Origin of the sequence: Psychrobacter sp. ASPA161_6 (assembly GCF_051970285.1) — a bacterium.
In the GTDB taxonomy this organism is placed as follows: domain Bacteria; phylum Pseudomonadota; class Gammaproteobacteria; order Pseudomonadales; family Moraxellaceae; genus Psychrobacter; species Psychrobacter glaciei.
In genome coordinates, this window is sequence record NZ_JBEFNJ010000003.1 from 194,876 (window position 1) to 216,949 (window position 22,074).

Genomic DNA, 22,074 nt, shown 5'->3' on the forward strand with positions numbered 1-22,074 from the left:
ATCCAAACATTGCTATTCGTCTTAACCTCATTTATGTCAAAATTCTCTGTTTTATGCTATCTATAGCACTTGCACTATGGCAACGATTAGACAAATCCTATGACCAGTAATTCGCCTATTTCAATGACATCCAGATGGATCTCCTTAGCGTGCGCGTTAGGGGTCTTTGCTCTTTTGTACTCATTGACTAATATCTATGCGCAAACACTTTTTTATGATACTCAGTTTTATGCTACTCAGCTTTCTAAGCTAAGTAGCATAAACCCTGTATGGCCTAAGAAAGTTCATATACTAGCCATACCGATTGACACAGCGATTCCCTTTATTGCGCTAATGATTGTGCCTTATAGCTGGTCCATCATGCTGTTTTGCGCCAGTTTCTTCATGGTAAAAACGCCAGCACAACTCTCCTCATTAACGCGCAAGTTGATCCTAGCTACCCTTTTTGCTTGTTTTATCTTTTATGTGTTTCCCGCCAAATTTACTTTTGAGCGCCCTACAGTTTTGGGCTGGACACACTATGGCTATCAGTTTTTGCATATAACAGACAAACCTTTTAATCAGTTTCCTTCCTTGCATGTGACATATGCTGTATTACTAGGGACGTCATTATGGCAACTTTCAAAATCTGCGCTCTATCGCCTGACGCTCTGCTGTATCTGTAGTCTCATCATCATATCCACCGTTCTGACTTATCAGCATCATCTACTAGATATTGCTGGTGGGTTGTTACTGGCAACGTTGATACTGGTAATAACCAATAAGCTGCGAAACAATTTGGTTTTAAAGTATCTGACAGTGGCGATATCAGGATTTTTAATCCTATCGATAGCAGGGTTTATGCTCAATAGAAGCATGACCTCTATCACTTTTGCAGGGTTATATTATTTAGTCGCCACGTACTGGATGTTAAGTTTTTTTGTCTTAGCTTGGGCTTATCAATATCCCAATCAACCTCGCGACAAACGTTGGTTTGCAAAGGATGAGCAAGGGCGCTTGCTCCTATCTACTTGGCTGAAGTTTGCACCCTTACTATTAGGCTACCGGCTGATGTGGTATGTCGGGCAACGGTATCAGCTCACTCAACATACAAAATCAGATTGTAGCTCATTGAACCATACTGATAGATGTCCACCACATAAAATAGCAGACTCTATATATGCAGTTGCTACCCCAAAATTATTTGGCTTATCTAAAATGAGCGATGAGCATTATTCATACTTTTCTAACTTTGCGATGATTATTGTGGTTGACTCGGCTGTAGAGACCAACAGTCATAGTTTGAGTTTAAAACAAGCATTGCATACCCATCATACTTACGCGCAAGCACAAAGATTAGGCGCTGGTCATTTGAATGTCAGTAATTTAGACGTTAATTATGACAGCTCATTATCCTGCGATTTTCATCCATCATTTGCTGCTTTTCAGATGAGATATCTTTACTTTCCACTATTAGACTTACAGTCGTTAGGAGAGATTGATACTCAGGACTTTATCCATTTATTTAAACAGATAGACACATTAGCAGCCATTGATATAGCGACTAATATCACGAAAAAACAGCTGCCTAGCAAAACAATCCTGATCAACTCCCAATGCGTAATGGGACTATCCCGTAGCGTCGCCCTGCACGCTTTATATCTGATATATCGAGGACATCTGACTACCGATAATTACGTTGCTTGGATCAACGAGCAGTATCCAAAAGCGCATGTCAATGACGATTATCTACCCAAGTCCCTCGTTGACAAGGTTAGGGTCTTGGCTAAAAATACTTGAACAAGCATTAAGAAAATATCATCAATATATGAGCTCTCTTTTTTTGAAGCATACTGTTGCAAGTGCGCAAGCAATTGTCAGTGACAGCAGCATCGATACCAAGGTATGACTAAAAAAATGGTCGCCAAAGAGCATTTTGTACCCTCCCATCGTCCACCCTAAGACAGTGACTGTCTCAAAGATTCTATAGCGATATTGTCGTAGCGTCGGTAAAAACGCCAAGCCATATAAAGAAAATCCTGCGCTAGCATGCGCTGCTGGAAAACACTTGGCGGGTGTCATAGCCACTATGTCTTGCCAAAGATTAAGGTATGGTAAGTCACCGTTAAAAACCATCAAGTGATTGGGGCAACTGACATGGGTCATGCCTTTGAGCATAGCAATGGTAGACGGCACCATAATCAATACGCTCAAAAGATAACTTATCTCACGCACCGATAAGGGAGTAAGGAATCTATCAAATTTTGATTTACTGGGCAGAGAGGTTTTAATCAAGGGCTGTCTATACTTGATGATTAGCACGGTTATTAAGTAAACGCCGAGCAAAATCAGCAATAATTTAGGTAAATCATAAAATATAAACGCGTAAGGCTGCGTACCTTTATCTATCAGCCACCGACCATTTGCATAGAAAAGCTCACTGATACGAAGGTCCAATTGGCTATGCTCAAATGTCAGTGTCGCAATGAGGGTGAGGCACAAGAGTTTGAGCCAAGCCCAATCAGCGGAATTGGTTTTTACAGTCATTGATACACCCAAAAGATAGGATTCACAAGAAAGTGCTAGATAGCGCTATCAGCCATAGCAGGGTCAAAAGCAGTAATGCCAAAAATTGTGCAGCAGAACCGACATCTTTGGCTATTTTGGCCAGTGGATGCTGCTCTGTCGAAGCATGGTCAACACTGGCTTCGATACCCGTATTAAATAGCTCAACGATCAATGATAAGAAAGAGGCGACTGTCAGCAGCATTTTTATGCTGAGGTCAAAAGGCATGAAGATGAGTGCCATGAGTAAGGCCAAGTTGAGCCACAAAACCTGTCTAAAGGCCGCCTCAAATTGGTAAGCTGCCTTAAAGCCATCTATAGAGTAACTGGTGGCTTTGACGATACGGGCAAGACCTTTTTTACCTTTCGCGTTACTGGCATAACTATCAATTGCAAGTAATGGGATAGGAACCGGTTGTCCAGTAGGCTCAAAATCGGGCTTTTTATAGTCAAAGTGAGAGGGTGTGACTTTGCTCATATTGAACTCTTTATACTCATGAATAGTAGGATATCCTGCAAGTGTTGAGTATAAGATAGCAAAGGTTAAGACAACGTTAAGAAAGCATTAAAAAATTATGAGCATTTTTTAATGCTTCGCATTGATGAGTGCTATTGATAATAAATACTAAACGTACTACCACCACTCTCATTGGGATGATGGGTTAACTGCCAGCCCATATGAGTCATAATACGCTGCACGATACTAAGCCCTAACCCCGTACCTTCTACTTTATAAACAGAATGAAAGTTAGGTGATAGATCTTTATCCATTTGATTGTCGGTATCACTGTGATTTAGACGCTCAAATCTTTCATAAAGTAGAGGCATCATAACTTCAGGAATACCCAGACCAGTGTCCGTCACCGTTATTTTTTTAGCATCGATAGTGACAATGACTTCTCCATCATCCGTATACTGAAACGCATTTTTGATCAAATTACCCAACGCCATCTTAAGTAACTCAGGTCGCACATAGGCAGTGTATTCTTGTTCTGCTACCACTGTGCAGGTCACTGTTTTATAACGCAGCAGATACTTCAAACGTTCAATTTCATTGGCTGCAATGCTATTAATGGACGTTAGCGGCGCATCCAATTTTTCAGGCGCACGCGAAAGCAATAATAAAGCCGTGATAATTTCAGAGGTCTCTTTGGCAGTATTGCTGATACGATTGGTAAATTCGCTCAAGCGGCTGTCATGTTCTAACTGTGAGGCCAACACTTCAGACGCGCCCATAATAATTGTCAATGGTGTGCGTAGCTCGTGGCTGACATCACCTGTAAACAGCTGCTCGCGTTTTAGATACTGCTCCAGTTTATGGTTTTTTTCATCAATCGCTCGAGCCAACACTCCGACTTCCGACGGCAAATGGGTCAACTCTGTCAAGTTACGATGGTCTGTTTCCACTGCCCGCTTTAGAGCCAGTAAAGGCTTGATGATTTGCTTGGAAGACAATTGAGAAAAGACAATAGCAATCAATAAACTTAAAATGACAGCAGCTTTTAAGGCAGCCGCAAATATGTCCTCTAAATGCTCAAAGATTGCCAAAACAGGATAATTTTCCATCACCATATCGGTGTTTTCTAGGTAGGTTAGAATGTAATTTTGTTGGTCGCGGTGATAGTGAAAGAAATGCAGTTCAGTGTTCGTTTTGTCTGCGTCCGTATCAACAGTGACAGAAATCTCTTGCACCGTTTCAGTCGCTATGGCTTTTAAATTCTCAGGTGCACTATCATAACGATAAATTTTAATCCCTGGTTCTGCCGTATAAACCGTCTGCTCACCATACTCTTTCTGACTGAGCTCTAGCTGCTGTAACAGACGAGCTTTAACCAAATCCTGCTCTATTCGCATTTCGGCATACAAAAAAATACTGACAAAAGTGGCGCATAGTAACAAGGCAAATAAGAGGTAGGACACACGAAACTTATTGGCTATAGAATCTATATTAAACATGGCATGGGCTTACTTGATAGTAGCAGAAAATAAGTATAGGTTATCAGGGGTATAAATACCCCCAACCAGTTTATCGTTATTGACCGTTAAATGGCTCACGAGGTGCTAAAAAAATGATCTGCGAAACAAATTATGACAAATTATCAGGGTCGACGATCTGATAGCCAACGCCTGGTATGGTCATTATCATCGGTTGAGCAAATGGTTTATCGACCTGTGCCCTTACGCTATGAAGATGAGTGCGCAAAGCATCACTACTTGGGATATCTCGTCCCCAAACTTTTTCCTCAAGCTCCGTTTTGCTGACCACTCGAGGGGCAGCGCTCATCAGTGTGGCGAGTATCTTGAACCCAGTTGGGGTCAGTTTTAAAAAGATACCCTCGCGCTGAATAGTGTGCTCATCTGTATTTAGAGACAGTTTACCGACCTCTATACTATGCCGAAAATGCTCATCTTGATGGCGGCGTATGAGCGCTTTGATACGGGCTTCGAGCTCCACCAGTGAGAAGGGTTTGACCAGATAATCATCAGCACCACTATCGAATCCTGCGACTTTATCCAAGACCGTATCGCGAGCCGTCAGCATCAATACCGGCGTCTTATCATGCAACTCTTCTCTGAGCTTCTTGCACAATTGAGTGCCATCCATACCAGGGAGCATCACATCCAATAATATAACGTCATAACGATTGGTTGATGCCAAAGTCAAACCGCTATAACCATTGTGAGCGTTGTCGAGCTCAAAACCTTTTGGCTCGAAAAACGCATAGATATTAGCAACGATATCGGGATTGTCTTCAATAATAAGTATCTTGTACATGGCTCTGACTACCTAAAGATGATTGCCTAAATATGACTGCCTAAAAACGCTTATCTATCATAAATAAGCATTTAATTGGCGACCTTAAAAAAAGTAGGCGCTGAGGCTACCTCGTCGGTGGTGATATCAAAAAAGCTTAGTAAAGTTGGCGTGATAAAGTCATGTGATACTGGCTGAGTGCTCATACTCGTCAGACTCTCGCTACTGATACGGTTACCCGCAGGTGACCAAACAATCAACGGCACTTGCTTTTGCGCATTCGGCGCAATGCTGTACGGCAGTCCATGTAAGTAGATATTGTTCTCACCCAGACTTTCTCCATGATCGCTAATATATACCATCACCACCTCATAGTCTTGTTGATAAGGCTTCAATGTTTCAATAACACTATTTAAGAAATAATCAGTATAGCCAATCGCATTGTCGTAACCGTTGATGACCGACTGTGCATCACATTTGGACAGCTCATTGGTCATACAAACTGGCTGAAATTTTTCAAAGGTTTTAGGATAACGTTTGTAATAAGCGGGGCCATGATTGCCCATTTGATGCAGTATAACTAAGGTGTCTTTTTGGCTAGAGTCCGACTTAACCATTTTATCAAAGCCATCCAACATGCCAATATCTCGGCATTCGCTATCACAATTAGGATTCTTATCCGGCGTTTTGTAATCCTCAAACACCACTCGATCTGCCACGCCTTTAGAGCTAGAGTTATTGTCTCGCCAAATGACCTTGACGCCTTGTTTGTTTAGCGTATCCAACACATTTTCATTGTAGGCAGCGGTATCTACATCGTAGTCACTTTGGTTTGCATAGCTGAACATACAAGGCACTGAATAAGCGGTAGAGGTGCCACAGGCCGTTACATTCTTAAAGCTATAGATATCCGCTTGCTTGGCAAGCAATGGCGTGGTGTTGCGTGTATAGCCATTCAAGCCAATGTGGTCAGCACGCACAGTCTCTCCGACCACAAAGACCATCAGCTTAGGTTTTGCAGTGCTATTCACAGCTGCGCTACGCTTGGCATCTGCTGCATGAAGTATCAGCGTATCAGGGCGTTGCCGTTCAGCTATATAATCCGTTCCTAGTTTTACGACAGAATAAATGGGCGTGATTGGGTTGCTATAATAACGGACTTCTTTATGCTGACGAAAAAAGCTGGCGTACTGATCGCCAAAAGGTATCAGGCAAAGCGCAATCAGCGCAATAGAGGCAACTAAGGTTGCGGTCTTTTGAAGTATTGCGCGTTGCCAAGAGAGGCGCTTTAAACGAATTTTGCTAATAATAAATGCTGGAATGATGCCTAATAATACCACTCTAATCGCAAAGCTTGGTGCCATTAGATCCATAGCCTCAGCTTGATCGGTTTGTAAGCTATTGATAAGCATATTACGATCAAAAATCGTGCCGTAAGCATCGGTAAAATAACCACAAACCGCTGCCACCAGCACCATGGTAATCAACACTGCTTTTGCCGTTGAACGATAACAAAGCAGCTGAAGTATCAGCCACAGCAAACCAAACAACAAGCCCACCAGTGAAAGAATGAACCCCGCATTTGTATCAAGTGGGTAGATATTTAGGACTTGCGCAAAAAAACTAATATTAGCGGTAGTGACTAAATATAGTGCAGTAATGACGATAAGTACATTAACATTCAGCTCAAAATGATAGCGTTTGCTAATAGCATATTTTCTATCATGAACTTTGGTAAAGCTAGCACTAAGCGCTTGAGATATTGACATACAAATACTTCTCAACAGAATGAGTGAAGACCCAATTCATTAAAGTAACAAGTACCTTGTTAAGAAGGCGTTAAGCTGCTTAAATTAAAAAAATACTTTAAATGACAATGAGAAATTTAGGATGTTAGAAAATGAGTCATGCGCTATTCACTGGGATCAGCGCCGGGTGGAAAGTCATGGCGCAGCTGCGTGACATTAGCAGTGGTCACCGTGTCCGTATAGTTGTTCAAATCGCTATGCACATACTGAGTGACGGCAGCTATTTGCTGATCGGTCATCATGCTATGAAAAGAAGGCATACCACGTAGACCATTCATGACGACGCTAATAATATAATACTTTGACTCCATCTTAGTGTTGTTAGCTAGCGGTGGGTAGTAGCCTGCTCCTTGTGCACCCTCGCCTTTTTGCATATGGTAGCCTGCTCCTTGTGCACCCTCGCCTTTTTGCATATGGCAACCTGCACAAGAATCCTCATAAAGCTTTTTACCATCAGTAGAAAAAAAACCGCTTTTGCCTTGTGAGCTGCCTTCAAATTTGGTGAGCCATTTCTGCAAGCCAGCATCTTCGCTTATTTTCAGTATCAAATTGACATCAACGATATTCGTGGAGGGTCTGGTCAGCGCTTCTTTGGACATATAAACCGCGCCCCACGCCCCGTTATTGCGGCTGGCTTGATCGTCAAATATCATGGGGCTGGATTGTTGACTGGCAATAGTGACCGCATTATCGTTACTATATTGACTACAGCCTGACACGGTAAATGTGCCTACCAACGTTAATAATATGACTGTCTTATATAAAATAAACGGTTTAAGACCGTTAAAAGAGCGTGGTTTTATCATGTTTATGATCGCCTTTATAATCGTTACTATATAGTTGTTACTATACGATCGTTACTATGCTGGCCAAAATAGGCCTACTAGCCAAGTTTTTTGGCCTTTTGGTGTAAGCGTTTGGCCGCGTCCATCCCCGATAATATGGCCCCTTCTTGCCAAGCCGGAATGTGTGAGCAATGCTCGCCTGCTAGTACAATCCGATGATCAATGCTGCAAAGCGTATCGTAGTATTGCTCACGGCTCGATTCACTCCAAATACCATAACAACCAAGCGACCACGGGATACGATGCCAAGCGACTGACGTACCTGAACGAAACTCTTTGGGATATTGCGGATGGATACGCTTGCCGTATTCTAATGCCGCCTTGATGCGCTCTTTTGGCGTTAAGGAATTGAACTTATAAGAGGTTTCTCCAAAGCCATAAGCACCTAATAACACGCCTGAACCTGAGGTAAATAAATCTTGTGAAGGGTAGGAGATCTGGGTAATAGGTAGATCCGTATAAGTGATGCCGCCATAGATCCATTCATCCTCCTCCCAAAACCGCCGTTTGAACTCCAAACCAACTTTATAAGAGCTGTCATAAGGAACGGCTGCCATCGCTTGCTTCATTGGTTCTGAGACATTGATGTCGATTTGGGTCAATACTGACAGAGGAATAGTGCAGATACACCAATCGGCACGAACGCTTTTGACGCTACCCTCTGGGTTATTGCTTTCAGAATTGGTGCTATCAATATAATCAACGGTTACCCCTGTCTCATCTTGATTGATTTTAGTAACTTTGGCATTAAACTTGATCATATCGCGGCATTCGCGAGTGAAGGCATCGCCTATTTTGCCCATACCTCCGACAGGTTGAAACATTGCTGGTTGATGCACGTAAACGGTGTAATTAGCATAGAGATCAGACCACATCCCTGAGTCTAATAATTTTTTCATTGGGATTGGTGTCGATGGCTTGTCGTCAGGCATCAGACCGCCACCCGGATAGACACTATAGCCGCGATGTTTGCTGGTTTCATGGCTTTTGACATAGCGATAGCTATTATCAAGAACGCCCCAACCTTTCAAACCTTCTAGTAACTTTTCTTTATCTTCTTTGGTGACCGTATCATCTAAGCTACCTTTATTAACTGCTTTAGATAATAACTCTGACACGTAGCCACGGATATCGCTTTGTACTTCGCCTAAGCGCTGCGGTGCACCATTGAAATGGTTAGTACGATGTAGATAAGCACGATCATTGGTTTGGATAAAGGGCTGCAATGCGACATTAAATTTTTTGCAATAATGAAATACCGCATAGTGATGTACGGGCAATCGCCACGGTCCACCATTAAAATAATTGCCTTTTTCAAAGTCGCAAGTCACCTCCTCACCGCCAAGCTCAGTATATTTATCGCCACTATTTAGCGTCCAACTGCGCCCACCACCGCGATTTTGGTATTCAAGCACAGTGATTTTATAGCCCGCTTTACGTAACTCATAAGCTGCTGTAAGCCCGCTCAACCCTGCTCCCAAAATAACGATGCTCGCGCCAGCAGGAGCACCCTTGAGATCTATTTCTTGCTTAAAACTCGACTCGGATGCAAACCCCAATGTGGTCATCGCCTGATACATGGCAGTCGCGCCAGCAGTCTTACCGATCATTGAAAGCAATTGTCGCCGTGTAGGGGAATGCAGTAAATCGTTCATTTAATTATCCTTGGCACACTTCGTTTTTATAGTAGGGTCTGTTGAACATTCAAATGTGGTACTGGCAGTGGCTATTTTTTAGACAATACGCAGTGAAATTTTTGACGCCTAGTCATTCTAGGTTAGACAATTTCGCCATGTATTGGCAAAAAATAGCCCTGCCCCTGCTTGTATACTTGGGGCTGATACTAAAATCACCCCAAACGTTGTTGTAAACCTAGCTAAGGTCTCGACATTATCGTCGGTTTACGCCTAGTTTGGGAAGATTTTAGCGATCAGCAGTCCTAATATTTGAATGTTCAACAGACCCTAATCAAACAAGCAAATTTTCAGATTCAATTCTTTAAATTTATGGAGGTGAGATTTAACTTTTTTCTTTGATGACGCGTTTGACATCCGCCGCACTGACTTCGCTACTTGGCAGACCACCGAAATTGACTCGCACGTAGTTAGTAATACTAGCGATTTGTGCAAGGCTTAAGTCTTTCTCAAAACCTGGCATCTTCGGCGCAGTATTGAACGCACCTTTTGCCCCAAAAGCGATAACGCCAATCAACGCATCAGGTTTGGCGCGACGAATACTGCTAAGACCGACAATAGCAGCATAGCGGGCATCCGGTTGGGCATACCCATCAACGCCATGGCAACTCCCGCAATGAGCAAGATACAGGGCTTTAGATGAGGTTTCAGCTGAGGATATAGACGAATCGCTGCTACTAGTCTTAGAAGTATTCGTTTTAACCTGTGCTAGATAGTCCTTTTGCTCTAGTAAATTATAAGTAATAGAGGAGCTGATGGGATTTGGTAGACGTGCAACATTAACTGGCAGCAGATAATCATCAGTCTTGATCGCAGGAATGACTTTTAGATAGTTAGCCATCGCGCTCAAATCTTCATCGGTGAGATAACGCGTACTATGTCCTACTGCTTCTGCCATAGGTCCGCCTGCATATGCTCGTTTATCAAGTTTTCCAGTACGCAAATAAGTCACAATATCACGCTCACTCCAACGTCCAATACCAGTGTCGTTATCCGGAGTAATGTTAGGCGCAAACCATTTACCAAGCGGCGCACCAGAGAGGTAACGGTCTTTATCGAGACCTTGGGTGAGGTTGCGCGGCGTATGACAAGTGCCACAGTGCTCTAAATTATTCACCAGATATTCACCGCGCTGCTGCGTTGGTGTCAGACCAGTACGGTTTTTAGTAGACGGCACATTGATGACATTCCACGCGAGCATTAAGCTACGAATATTTAGAGGAAAAGGCAGTTGCGTTGTTTTTTCAGGTGGTTTATCGACGACAGGAACCGTTTGGAAGTAAGCAAATAAAGCGCTAATATCATCGTCTGTCATTCCATGATAGGACGGATACGGCATCGCCGGATAAAGTTGATGGTTTGGCGCGCGACCTTTACGTAATGCTTTGGTAAAGTCAGCTTCCGTATAATTACCGATACCATACTGCGTAGAAGGCGTGATATTGGTCGAATAGATATTACCGATAGGCGTTTCGATAGGAACACCACCACTATAGTCCTCACGATGACAGGCCATACAGTCGGCTGTACGTGCAATATAAGCCCCGCGATTGGCCAAATCGTTATTGATTGGGCTAACATTAGGCAGGCTTATGCTGGGAGGTAAGCTGGATGGTGTCAGATTGCTATTGCCGATGCCTGTGCCGTCAGCAATGGCAACGTTAGAGGCTATGCTCAGCACGCTGAGAGCGAGTGTTGATATCATCATAGAAAGTGGCTTCATAATATCCTTATCATACCAGTCAATCATCCTTGATCACTTTTCAAAAGCTGTCTGCTATTAGTTAATAGGTACTACTAAAATAAAACTATTTATCGGTAATAGCTACTGTTTAATGGCCTCAATTTGAATCTCCAAGTTGAGGTTTTTAGTGACTCCAAACCATGCATATTTATCGATATTCCATTTGGTTCGGTCAACGGTAGCCGTAAAATTACCATTGCAAATATCTTTTTTAAGTGCGGGATGCAAATAACAGTCAAACTTAGTCGCTGTCAAGCTTATAGGATGGGTTTCGCCATGCAGGGTTAAATCACCATCCACTTTTAGAATCTTAGGGAACGATTTATTCTGATTAAAGTACCATTTGGTAGAGTCAAAACGCGCCAACGGAAAGCGCTGCACATCAAAAAACTTAGGACCTGTCAAAGTATGATTAAATGTCTTATTGCCAGTATTCAAAGAGCTAATAGGAATAACTAATGAGATATCACCTGTCTGTGAGCTTGGATTATATTGCAAATTACCTTTGACATCATAAAAGCCGCCAGTAGTGGTCGAGGTTTTGAAGCGTTCGATAGCGAAGCTTACATTTGTACTGGCGGGATTGATGACATAGCTAGCGGCATAACTGCCCGTTATGTTACTTATTATTAGTAGTGGCAGTGCTAAAAAGGCAAAAAGATATGATTTTTTTTGACCGCTGTCTGAAGCGCCCATAGCCACATTCCTTCGTAAGCATTGTAAGCCTTATTGATACTACTGACTTTTTTATTGATGGACGCAATCCATGCTTGTACTTAATAAAAATTTAGCCATTTTAAGACTGCTAAATAGATAACTCTGTTAGGTGATAACACGCCCTAATGACTTATACCCTATTTATCAAAGATTTAGGAGTATTATTTTAGCGAAGGTGGCAATATCTGCTTAGGCTAAATTTTCGCTATATATCTAGGGTCTGTTGAACGTTGAAATATGGCACTGGCAGTGGCTATTTTTTAGACAATACGCAGTGAAATTTTTGACGCCTAGTCATTCTAGGGTAGACAATTTCGCCATGTATTGGCAAAAAATAGTCCTGCCCCTGCTTGTATACTTGGGGCTGCTGCTAAAATCACTCCAAACGTTGTTGTAAACCTAGCTAAGGTCTCGACATTATCGTCAGTTTACGCCTGATTTGATAAAAGGTTTGATGCGATTTTAGCGATCAGCAGTCCTAATATTTGAATGTTCAACAGACCCTATTATCATAAATAGTGCACCGTTAAGAAAACGTTAAGATGCTAAAACGTCAAGACGGTAACTTGGTTTAGGAAGGATAATTACATTAGAAATTTAGGACAGGTAGTTGCGCGTTTTTACTGTCGTACTCTCTCAACGTATTGAATCTCTGAAGATACCAGTGCTGTTCGTTTTGATACGCGCAACGCTGTTGATGATTTGCTTATCTTCTCGCACTTTAGTGACAATACAGTCCAAATAGACAATGAGATAGATGCTATTGAGAAGCTGATTTTGCCAAGCGAGGATACCATCGATGAAAAGGTCATTGTTTGGTCACCGAGCAAATAGTCAGTGATTTTGAAACGAAAACTATAGTCAAGGAATGTTAGAATCGCTACAAGACGACCGACCGCAGATAGTATACTGAGTACATCTAGGACGGGTAACACCGTAGCGGTTTAAAAGTGCTCTGACGATACCTGCATGCAGATTCATATCTGGTTCATTAATAAAGAGCTAGCTATTGCTACTGAAATGAGAAAATGACAAGTCCATATTATTAAAGAGCTTGAGCTAAAATTTAGACACAAAAAAACCTCAAGTAAACTAATACTTGAGGCGAAACTTGCTTAAACTCGAAAGTTTAAATTCGTTTTAAATATGGCGCAGCGGACGGGACTCGAACCCGCGACCTCCGGCGTGACAGGCCGGCATTCTAACCAACTGAACTACCGCTGCTTAGGTCTCTTTAGCATTTTACCTTTATGAAGAGGCCCACTTCGCTAAATAAGTGGTGGGTGATGACGGATTCGAACCGCCGACATTCTGCGTGTAAGGCAGACGCTCTACCAACTGAGCTAATCACCCATCGAACAATTGCTATGCAATTTATTCAACATCAACCGAGCTCTTTAGTTTGTCACTAAGCTCTGCTGCTGTGGGTGTGTATTATATAGATTTACATGTGCGTGTCAAACAGTATTTACCACTTTTTGAGATATTTTATTCACTATTATGACAAGCATATGTTTTTATTGATTTTATATTTTTATAAATATTCAATATTTTCAGACTTGATACTTATTTATTAGCTAGTGCTTGTTCGATATCGCTTTTTATCGCCTCAGGCTTGGTCGTTGGTGCATAACGATCAATCACTTGACCCTTACCATCGATTAAAAATTTGGTAAAATTCCATTTAATACCATCGGTAAGCAATCCGCCTTTTTGCTCTTTGAGCCATGCATAAATGGGATGAGCCTCTGCTCCGTTGACATCAATCTTTGCCATCATCGGAAAGCTGACGCCATAATTCTTTTGACAAAACGCGCCAATTTCGTCATTACTGCCTGGATCTTGGCTACCGAATTGATTACAAGGAAAGCCAACGACGACCAATCCTTGATCTTTGTATTGCTCATATAGCGCCTCCAGCCCTTCAAACTGGGGCGTAAAGCCACATTTACTCGCGGTATTAACGATTAACAATACCTTGTCTTGATAATCAGAAAACGCTTGCGGGCTACCATCCATACGCTCAGCCGTAAAATCATAAATAGTACTCATTATTTATCCTTAAATTGAGGTTTTTGTTGTTTTGGGTATTCATTTGACACTTTTACTTTATCAGTCATATAAGCGGCAAATGTTATTGAAAAGGAAGCACTTTGTACTTCCTTTCCACATTACTATTACTACTATTATCTGAATACTTACTTCTCAGACTTATCTAAATCGATAGATACTGAGTTGATGCAATAGCGCATACCTGTCGTCTCACTCGGTCCATCAGGGAATACATGACCCAAATGTGCGCCGCAGTTGCTACAAGTTACTTCTGTACGAGTCATACCTAGCGAATTATCGACGTGCTCTTCAATTGCGCTATTATCAATGCCTTGATCAAAACTTGGCCAACCGCAGCTTGCATCAAACTTATTGGTTGAATCAAATAAGCTGGCACCGCAGCCTTTACAACGGTAAACACCGTCATCAGTCGCGTCATTATAAACACCAGTAAATGGGCGCTCTGTGCCTTTCTCACGCAGTACATGATATTCGTCAGCACTCAAACGCTCTTTCCAGTCAGCTTCAGTCAATTGGCTAATTTCTTCTTTACTTAATTGATTGTCTTGCATGATTTGTCCTTATTAGAGTATCTGTTATCTCTGTCACTATTTTATCGCCATATTATTATGAAAACGATGTGCCCTATCTGTTGCTTATCGACTCACTATTCAAGATGAATATTAGAGTCGCAATGCCTGTATTTTGGAATAAGTATGTCGTTAAATAGAATTTTATCCAGCTTAAAATATATCAAATTACTCTAAAACTAGAGTGAGTAAAGATGTAATTTTGATAGGTAAACATGTATTTAGTTGACTGTCATCGTCGGGCGCGTCATACACAAAGGGAATAATGCAAGTAAAACTTGCATTTATAAGTGTAAGTGATTTGAAAACCTCTTGCATTAAGATTAACAATGCAATAATATCTTGCATTGGCGTCTAATTAAAATCCTCAATTCATCTACTTATTGAAAAACTATCAGTTAATAAAGGCCTAAACAACCATGTCGGATGACAACAGCACCCAAGCAGCACGATTGGTACAATTACGCCGTAAGAAAGGATTCACCGCTGAGCAGCTAGCACAAGCGATGACCGCTGCTGGTGCCAAGGTGAGTCGCGGTGCTATCTCGAACTGGGAGCGTGGTACCAACGGTATCGTCTCATCCAAGCTCCCTACCCTCGCACGTATTTTGGGATGTAGCGAAGGGTATCTGTTACGTGGTGAGCTTCAAGATGAAAACTCTGATGACACATCGCCTAACAGTAATAGCCCACCTCAAGATGAAAAAATGCAAGACGCAATAACACCACAGAAAACACAAAGAAATCAGACCAAGACGCCATCAACCGCTTTCATTGATACTAATAAAAACTTACCAAACAATCTGACAAATGGTCATGCTATGAATCCGATAAAAAAATCCGATAAATTACAAAACGTTTGCTATGACATTCGTGGTCCCCTGTTACAGACTGCCAATAAAATGGAAGCAGAAGGCAAACGCATATTGAAGTTAAATGTGGGCAATCCAGCGCCGTTCGGCCTAGAAGCGCCGCATGAGATTTTACGCGACGTCGCGATGAATCTATCTGAAGCCACGGGGTATTCGGATTCGCAAGGGATTTTTTCGGCACGCAAAGCTATTTTGCAGTATTACCAATCTAAAGGTCTGCTCTCGGCAGTTGATGTCCGTGACGTATATTTGGGCAATGGGGTCTCTGAGCTGATTGTCATGACCATGCAGGCGTTGATGAATGATGGCGATGAAGTGCTCATTCCTATGCCAGACTATCCATTATGGACGGCTGCGGCCAACCTCGCTGGCGGCACTGCTGTACACTATCGCTGCAATGAAGAAGACAACTGGCACCCTGATATCGAGGACATCAAATCTAAAATCACCAGCAAAACCAAAGGCATTGTGGTTATTAACCCCAATAATCCGACAGGTTCCCTTTATAGTGATGAACTACTAAAGCAGATCATTGAAGTCGCTAAGGAGCATGACCTAATCATCATGGCCGATGAGATTTACGATCGCATTCTCTATGATGATAATGTGCATACCCCAATGAGCACTTTAACTGACGACGTTCTGGTTCTTTCATACAATGGCTTATCGAAGTCGCATCGTATTGCAGGGTTTCGTTCAGGTTGGATGATGGTATCCGGTCGCAAGCAACATGCAGCGGACTTTATCGAAGGCTTAGATATGCTCGCATCCATGCGCCTTTGCTCTAACGTTCAAGGACAGTATGCGATTCAGACAGCCATGGGCGGTCACCAAAGTATGAAGGACTTAACCTCTAAGACTGGTCGTCTATATAAGCAGCGCGACATGGCCGTTTCACGTCTTAATGCGATTAAAGGTATTTCTTGTACTATGCCCCAAGGCGCGTTTTATTGTTTTCCAAAGATGGATCCTGAAGTTTACCCTATCGAAGATGATATGGATTTTATGATGGACTTACTTGTCGAAGAAAACGTATTGATGGTGCAAGGGACAGGATTCAACTGGGACAAACCAGATCATTTTCGCTTGGTGTTCTTGCCAAACTTGCTTGATTTAGAAAATGCGATGGATCGCTTGGACCGCTTTTTTGCCAAAAAACGCCAGCAGTTTGGCACTGAGTAAATCTGCATCCAACATAAAAAAATGCTTATCAGCATCACGCTGATAAGCATTTTTTGGTTCTAATCCAAGCCTTATTAATGGGCTCTATAGCATTACTCTTAAAAGATATTTATCAATATGAGATAACTAATAGCAGACATTGAAGCTGCAGCCGGAAGGGTAATCACCCATGCCAGACCAATTGGTTTCATAAGCTTCCAGTTAGTATCTCTATTGACGATACCAATGCCAAGTACCGCACCGACCAAGGTATGTGTACTGGAGACTGGCAGACCCATCGTCGATGCGCCCATCACAACGGCAGCAGCAGCCAATTCAGCTGAGAATCCAGAAGCTGGATGCATCTTCGCTAGATTGGTACCGACGGTCTGAATCACTTCTTTACCAATAAACCAAAGACCAACGATAAGAGCAACACCAAAGGTTAGCATTACAGCAGGGGGTACAGCCGCTTCGGTAGAGATGCTGTTGGTACGGATGACATCCATAATCGCCGCAAAAGGACCAACTGCATTGGCAATATCGTTTGAACCATGACTAAAGGCAAATGCAGAGGCAGTAAAGACCTGCATCCAGCTGAACATAATGAATGTGGCTTTGGTCAGATCTTCTTTGTGCTTACCACGGATACTCTTGGTATAAATATAGGTCGCAAGCCATACTAGCGCTGAGATCATCCCCATGATCAAAAAGCCCTGCAGCGTCGTCATACCATTATTGACGTTCTTTAGACCTTTAAAGACAACCAGAGAGGCCATGACTGCACCGCCCATAGCCGCAATCATAGGTACCCATTGCTTCAATGCCTTTAGGGTATCGAGGTTACTTCGCTCGTTTTCAATCTCATAAAGCTGTTTGTAATAATCGGTCTCTAAATCTTCAACGACGCAATCATCATCTTTGTAGATTTCTTGGTCACGTAACATCGCTGAGGTATAAGCCAGCTGTTCTGATTCTGTTAGACCGTCCAAAAATTCTTTGTGGTTTTGTTTTAAGGTTTTTTTATCAGCTTTTAACTCGCCAATATGCGCCTCTGTTTTATCATTATACTCGATGATATTTTTCTTAATTTGCCCATATAATAAATAAGACAAAACACCGCCTAGTAGCGGTGATAGGACCCAAGAGATGGCGATAGTACCAATCTTGCCCCAATTCACGGTTGATAATGCCATCTCGGTACCACCTAACGTGATACCTAATACGATGGAGCTACCAACCACGCCGCCAATAATCGCATGTGTGGTCGAAACAGGTAAGCCTTTTTTGGTGGCAAATAACAGCCAAAAGGCGGCAGCAATGAGCGCTGAAAGCATGACATAAATAAACTGGTTGGGTTCGACTGCGAGGCCATCTAGATCGACAATGCCGCTTCGGATAGTATCGGTTACTTCACCACCTGCCAGCACAGCGCCTGACACTTCAAATATCGCTGCGATACCCAATGCTTGCGGGATAGTCAACGTCCCTGCACCTACTGAAGTACCAAAGGAGTTGGCGACATCGTTACCACCGATATTGAATGCCATAAAGACACCAAAAGCGGTCGCCACAATAAATAGCGTCGTTTGCTGACGCATCGTGTAATCTAGACCCCACCACAAAAAGTAGCTGGTCATCGCAACCAATAAAATGGCAAAAAATAGATTTATTCTCATGGAGCCAACTGATTTAGCTGACTCTGTAGAACTGTTGCTAATACCCATACGTTGATGCGTCCTGCGTAAGCTGATTGGAATTATATGCGATTAGTAATATTGCGCAGCTATACAGGCAGGTTTTAATATCCCGCACTAAAATAGCATTATATAAAGGCGCAACGTGCTCTCTAAACAATGAACTCTTTACGTTTGTTTTGCTGCCGTATCTTAGAATCGATTGTTGCTGTTTAACGTTTGATTCAAATTATTAATATATTATCAAAAACCCATCACTCCACATGTCACAAAGCCGCAAGTGGTATTGCTAAATCATCTGATTACAGCATCTTGCGGCTTATATTTGTGGCGATGTTACTGTTTTTACCGATATCTGATACGGCAACAATATCTTTTAAATATCTGTACAAATCATACAATACACACTTATTAAGGCAATATATGATATAACAGAGACAATTGTGCCCCTATTATATTAAATATAATCACATAATGCATAATGATATTGCAAGATTTGTAACTGTGACTGTGTACTTTCAATGTCACTCTTTATCAGTGACAGATTAGATCGAGTGTGTTTCACTAAACTTCACTTGGAAAAGACGGCTAACAATATAGACCGCCATTAACCTTCGATTTTAATAAAGAGCTACTGGCTTTTAGATGCTACTGACAACTGTTTAATAGCATGATCTAAAACATCCAAACGCGCCTGACGTTTCTCGTTGGTGGCTATGACACACCATGGTGCGTATTCAGTATCAGTACGTGCCAGCATATCAGCGGCGGATTGTACGTAATCTGACCACTTATCACGGTTACGCCAATCGTCATCAGTGAGCTTAAACTGCTTGTGAGGTGTTTCTTCTCGCGCTTCAAAGCGCTTAAGCTGTTCTTTCTTATCAATCGCCAGCCAATATTTAATAACCAACGTCCCTGCTGCGCTCAAATCCGCCTCGAAGCGGTTGATTTCATCATAAGCACGTTGCCATGCAGCATCAGTCGCAAACTGCTCAATACGCTCAACCAACACGCGCCCATACCAAGTACGATCAAAGATGGCAATACGGCTAATACGATTTGTTTGCTCGTCAGGCAGCCTTGTCCAAAAACGCCAGAGATAAGGATGCTGCGACTCGTATAGCATCGGCGCACCAATATTATAAATTTGGTATTCACGCGGATCGAGCGCTGCCACCAGTCTTTTGATAGCCCCGCCTTTGCCAGCAGCGTCCATTCCTTCAAAGGCAAAAACAATATGACGACCTTTGCGCGCACGTAGTAATTCGGCAAGACGAGCTTGTTTTTCTGTCAATGCCTCTTGATAGTCAGATTTACTGACGTCTGAGCCATCAATATCGGTTAATAACTTGGGTATTTTTACAGGTTCAAACATTTCCTGATCAACTTTTGACTCAAGTTTTTGCGCCTTGGACTCGGACTGACTTTTTGTTGTTTCCTTATTGTCTGTTCGACTACTTACAAGTGCAGTTTGCATCGCATGCAATACTTCATGGCAAAAATGATCGGCAGCTTGTGATTTATCCTCACCATCGATGATGATCCAGTCATCCTGTTGCCGTAACAATGTCACGGCTACTTTGTTAAACTGCGCGACAATCTCTGCATTATTCCAATCAATTTGATACAAAAACTGCGGATCGGCTTCATCGTCATTTAATCGCTCTTGCAACGTTTCAATATCAACATGAAACCAGCATTTTAGTAGTCTGGTTTGATTGGCAACGAGGTCTTGCTCAAATGCTTGCAGTTTAATAAGTTGCTGCTGTAGATACGCTTGCCATTTCGCAATCGGTAGCGCTTTGTCATTATCGGATTTTTTGTCTTCTGATTGACTATTTTTTGACGACTTATCATCGTTTTTGTTGTCTGCTGCCATACGCATGACGTTGTAAAGCAAATCAGCATACCAGTTGCCAAAATAAACCATGACATCACCATGACGTGGCAGCGCTTTAGCGTGTGCTTGCCACATCGGCTGATACGCTAAGGGACAATAACCAATAGTTGCCTCCACCTTAAGCAGCCGAGGATCTACCCACTGGCGCAACTGTTTGACAGCAGTCCCCTTGCCCGCCTGCTCCATACCATTAACCAGTACCAACAGCCCAGTTGGCTGATTGGCAGGTGGCGGCGTTTGTTGCCGTGTCGCGCGCAGAGCATATTGGGCAGTAACCAGTGCCAATCTAAGGTCATCTTTATCCATCGAAAACTGACTCAGTGGATTGGGCGTTAAGCGCTCCTCGATCACTTGCTCACTAAATTGCGCACTGACCGCTTGTGGTGCTGTAAGTTCAGTCGTATTATTATTTTTGCTCATAACTGGTATCGTCCTATGATTGAAAGCGTGTCAGCTTAATCATAGCATTCGACCAATTCAGTAAATAACGCTGCTGTGTAACAGTTTGACATTTGTATTCTGCTTTATTTTCTTTTAAGGTGAACACAATCTTGAGAGCATGTTTTAAAAGAGTCTTAAAATTATAATAAGCACCAAAAACGGCATAACTTTGACCATTTTATTCTCAACTTAATCATGATCTTTATTTTTATATAGGATTTTACGCCATGTCTGCTTTAACCGACTTACAACAGCACTTAACAAATTTTTGGGCGCTGCCACATCATCAAGACGCCGAATTGAATATCAAACTCAACGAAGTGCAAGCATGGCAACAAGCGCGACTCCAACGTACGCATAGTGAGCTGTTTGAACAGCCAAAAAACCAGCTGATGGCAGACTATTTTCTGACACAGTTATATGGTGGCGATGAGTTCAAGTTATTGGCCGAACAGTTAGAACGCATTTTGCCAAAAGCAAAAAAGCTTGAGCGTCTTGCTAAAGAGTCCGCTTTAGAAGCTGGCAGCATGGGCATCCAAGCAGCCATTTTAGCGATTGAACTAGACTTGCATTTGGCCCAATGGCTACTTGCTCAAGACTTACCAGTCACCGAAGACAATATGCTAGCCGCCTATCGTACTGTCGATGAAGAGGATGAACGCCGTGTCCAGATTGGTACTCTTAAAGACGTTTGCTACCGCACTGACAAACATCTGAACTCATTTATGCTCAAAAAAGCGTTTGCCCTAGCAAAAGGCACCGCCTATCGCTATAACTTTCAACCACTGTACGACTTCATCGATACTGGTTTTAAGGCCATGAAACCCCTCAAAAGTGTGAGCAATTTTATCGAGCCGTTTTGTGAACGTGAGCTTGAGATTATTGACGAAGTTCATGACACGGATAATGGCAGTAAGCCCTTGTCATTTGATGTATCATAGGATTGATGAGAGACTGCGTTAACTGGCCAAAACTCGTTAACGAACACAATATATACTCAAAAAATATCTCAAATAAATAATCATAAAAGTGAACAATAGGATAATGCAATGACCGATATTACCAATAATAACACTGCTCACTCTGACCAAAAGCCAGCGCTCAACACCACGACTAATGGTCATTTACAAGATAAATTGGTCAGAGACAGTATCACTCACAGTCAAAATATCACTGCACAAGTAAAAGCGCGTCAAAGTCCTGTGCCTAATGCGATGACTAATACTGGTAGTGATGCTAACGTCAAAAAAA

The 22,074-nt window shown here is 42.3% G+C and carries 16 protein-coding genes and 2 tRNA genes; 3 read left to right on the forward strand and 15 right to left on the reverse strand.

Translation table 11 applies throughout. The features are described from left to right. Positions 1-174: 174 nt before the first annotated feature. Complete coding sequence (locus tag ACTQ9T_RS10035; RefSeq protein WP_440464961.1) at positions 175-1,779, forward strand: phosphatase PAP2/dual specificity phosphatase family protein; 1,605 nt, start codon at positions 175-177, stop codon at positions 1,777-1,779. A gap of 21 nt (positions 1,780-1,800) precedes the next feature. Here the strand turns inward: ACTQ9T_RS10035 and ACTQ9T_RS10040 are convergent, their stop codons facing one another. The 13 genes from ACTQ9T_RS10040 to msrB form a co-directional block, all read right to left on the reverse strand. Further along, on the reverse strand, positions 1,801-2,526 hold the full coding sequence (locus tag ACTQ9T_RS10040; RefSeq protein WP_440464962.1) for a PAP2 family lipid A phosphatase: 726 nt from the start codon (positions 2,524-2,526) through the stop codon (positions 1,801-1,803). Positions 2,527-2,548: 22 nt separating this feature from the next. Then, positions 2,549-3,022, reverse strand: a complete 474-nt coding sequence (locus ACTQ9T_RS10045; RefSeq protein ID WP_440464963.1) for a diacylglycerol kinase — start codon at positions 3,020-3,022, stop codon at positions 2,549-2,551. A 131-nt stretch (positions 3,023-3,153) separates the two neighbouring features. Continuing rightward, a complete protein-coding gene (locus ACTQ9T_RS10050) occupies positions 3,154-4,500 on the reverse strand; it encodes a sensor histidine kinase (RefSeq protein WP_440464964.1) in 1,347 nt (448 codons plus the stop codon). Between the two features lie 130 nt (positions 4,501-4,630). After that, positions 4,631-5,320: a response regulator transcription factor gene (locus ACTQ9T_RS10055; protein WP_440464965.1), complete on the reverse strand. Its 690-nt coding sequence runs from the start codon at positions 5,318-5,320 to the stop codon at positions 4,631-4,633. Between the two features lie 71 nt (positions 5,321-5,391). After that, a complete protein-coding gene (locus tag ACTQ9T_RS10060; RefSeq protein ID WP_440464966.1) occupies positions 5,392-7,068 on the reverse strand; it encodes a phosphoethanolamine transferase in 1,677 nt (558 codons plus the stop codon). Positions 7,069-7,211: 143 nt separating this feature from the next. Next, the gene (locus ACTQ9T_RS10065; RefSeq protein ID WP_440464967.1) at positions 7,212-7,913 is read right to left on the reverse strand and encodes a c-type cytochrome; all 702 of its coding nucleotides are present in this window, start codon (positions 7,911-7,913) and stop codon (positions 7,212-7,214) included. Between the two features lie 77 nt (positions 7,914-7,990). Further along, on the reverse strand, positions 7,991-9,607 hold the full coding sequence (locus ACTQ9T_RS10070) for a flavin monoamine oxidase family protein (protein ID WP_440464968.1): 1,617 nt from the start codon (positions 9,605-9,607) through the stop codon (positions 7,991-7,993). 364 nt (positions 9,608-9,971) lie between these two features. Continuing rightward, positions 9,972-11,369, reverse strand: a complete 1,398-nt coding sequence (locus ACTQ9T_RS10075) for a cytochrome c (protein ID WP_440464969.1) — start codon at positions 11,367-11,369, stop codon at positions 9,972-9,974. A gap of 102 nt (positions 11,370-11,471) precedes the next feature. Then, a complete protein-coding gene (locus ACTQ9T_RS10080; protein ID WP_440464970.1) occupies positions 11,472-12,086 on the reverse strand; it encodes a YceI family protein in 615 nt (204 codons plus the stop codon). Positions 12,087-13,254: 1,168 nt separating this feature from the next. Next, positions 13,255-13,331: transfer RNA gene (locus tag ACTQ9T_RS10085), tRNA-Asp, on the reverse strand. Between the two features lie 53 nt (positions 13,332-13,384). Beyond that, positions 13,385-13,460: transfer RNA gene (locus ACTQ9T_RS10090), tRNA-Val, on the reverse strand. A 213-nt stretch (positions 13,461-13,673) separates the two neighbouring features. Beyond that, positions 13,674-14,159 carry a glutathione peroxidase gene (locus ACTQ9T_RS10095; protein WP_240215813.1) on the reverse strand — a complete coding sequence of 162 codons (486 nt, stop codon included), beginning with the start codon at positions 14,157-14,159 and terminating at the stop codon, positions 13,674-13,676. Between the two features lie 146 nt (positions 14,160-14,305). Beyond that, positions 14,306-14,731 (reverse strand): peptide-methionine (R)-S-oxide reductase MsrB, encoded by a 426-nt coding sequence (gene msrB / locus ACTQ9T_RS10100; RefSeq protein WP_010199314.1) that lies wholly within the window; start codon positions 14,729-14,731, stop codon positions 14,306-14,308. A 437-nt stretch (positions 14,732-15,168) separates the two neighbouring features. On the opposite strand from msrB, the gene ACTQ9T_RS10105 reads away from it, so the two are divergent. Continuing rightward, positions 15,169-16,803 (forward strand): aminotransferase class I/II-fold pyridoxal phosphate-dependent enzyme, encoded by a 1,635-nt coding sequence (locus ACTQ9T_RS10105; RefSeq protein ID WP_440464971.1) that lies wholly within the window; start codon positions 15,169-15,171, stop codon positions 16,801-16,803. A gap of 98 nt (positions 16,804-16,901) precedes the next feature. Here ACTQ9T_RS10105 and ACTQ9T_RS10110 read toward each other — a convergent pair whose 3' ends face one another. Then, positions 16,902-18,509 carry an inorganic phosphate transporter gene (locus tag ACTQ9T_RS10110; RefSeq protein ID WP_189584287.1) on the reverse strand — a complete coding sequence of 536 codons (1,608 nt, stop codon included), beginning with the start codon at positions 18,507-18,509 and terminating at the stop codon, positions 16,902-16,904. 601 nt (positions 18,510-19,110) lie between these two features. Further along, on the reverse strand, positions 19,111-20,802 hold the full coding sequence (locus ACTQ9T_RS10115) for an ATPase (protein WP_440464972.1): 1,692 nt from the start codon (positions 20,800-20,802) through the stop codon (positions 19,111-19,113). A gap of 248 nt (positions 20,803-21,050) precedes the next feature. Here ACTQ9T_RS10115 and ACTQ9T_RS10120 point away from each other — a divergent pair, with 248 nt between their 5' ends. Next, positions 21,051-21,764, forward strand: a complete 714-nt coding sequence (locus ACTQ9T_RS10120; protein ID WP_201593032.1) for an FFLEELY motif protein — start codon at positions 21,051-21,053, stop codon at positions 21,762-21,764. Positions 21,765-22,074: the final 310 nt, after the last annotated feature.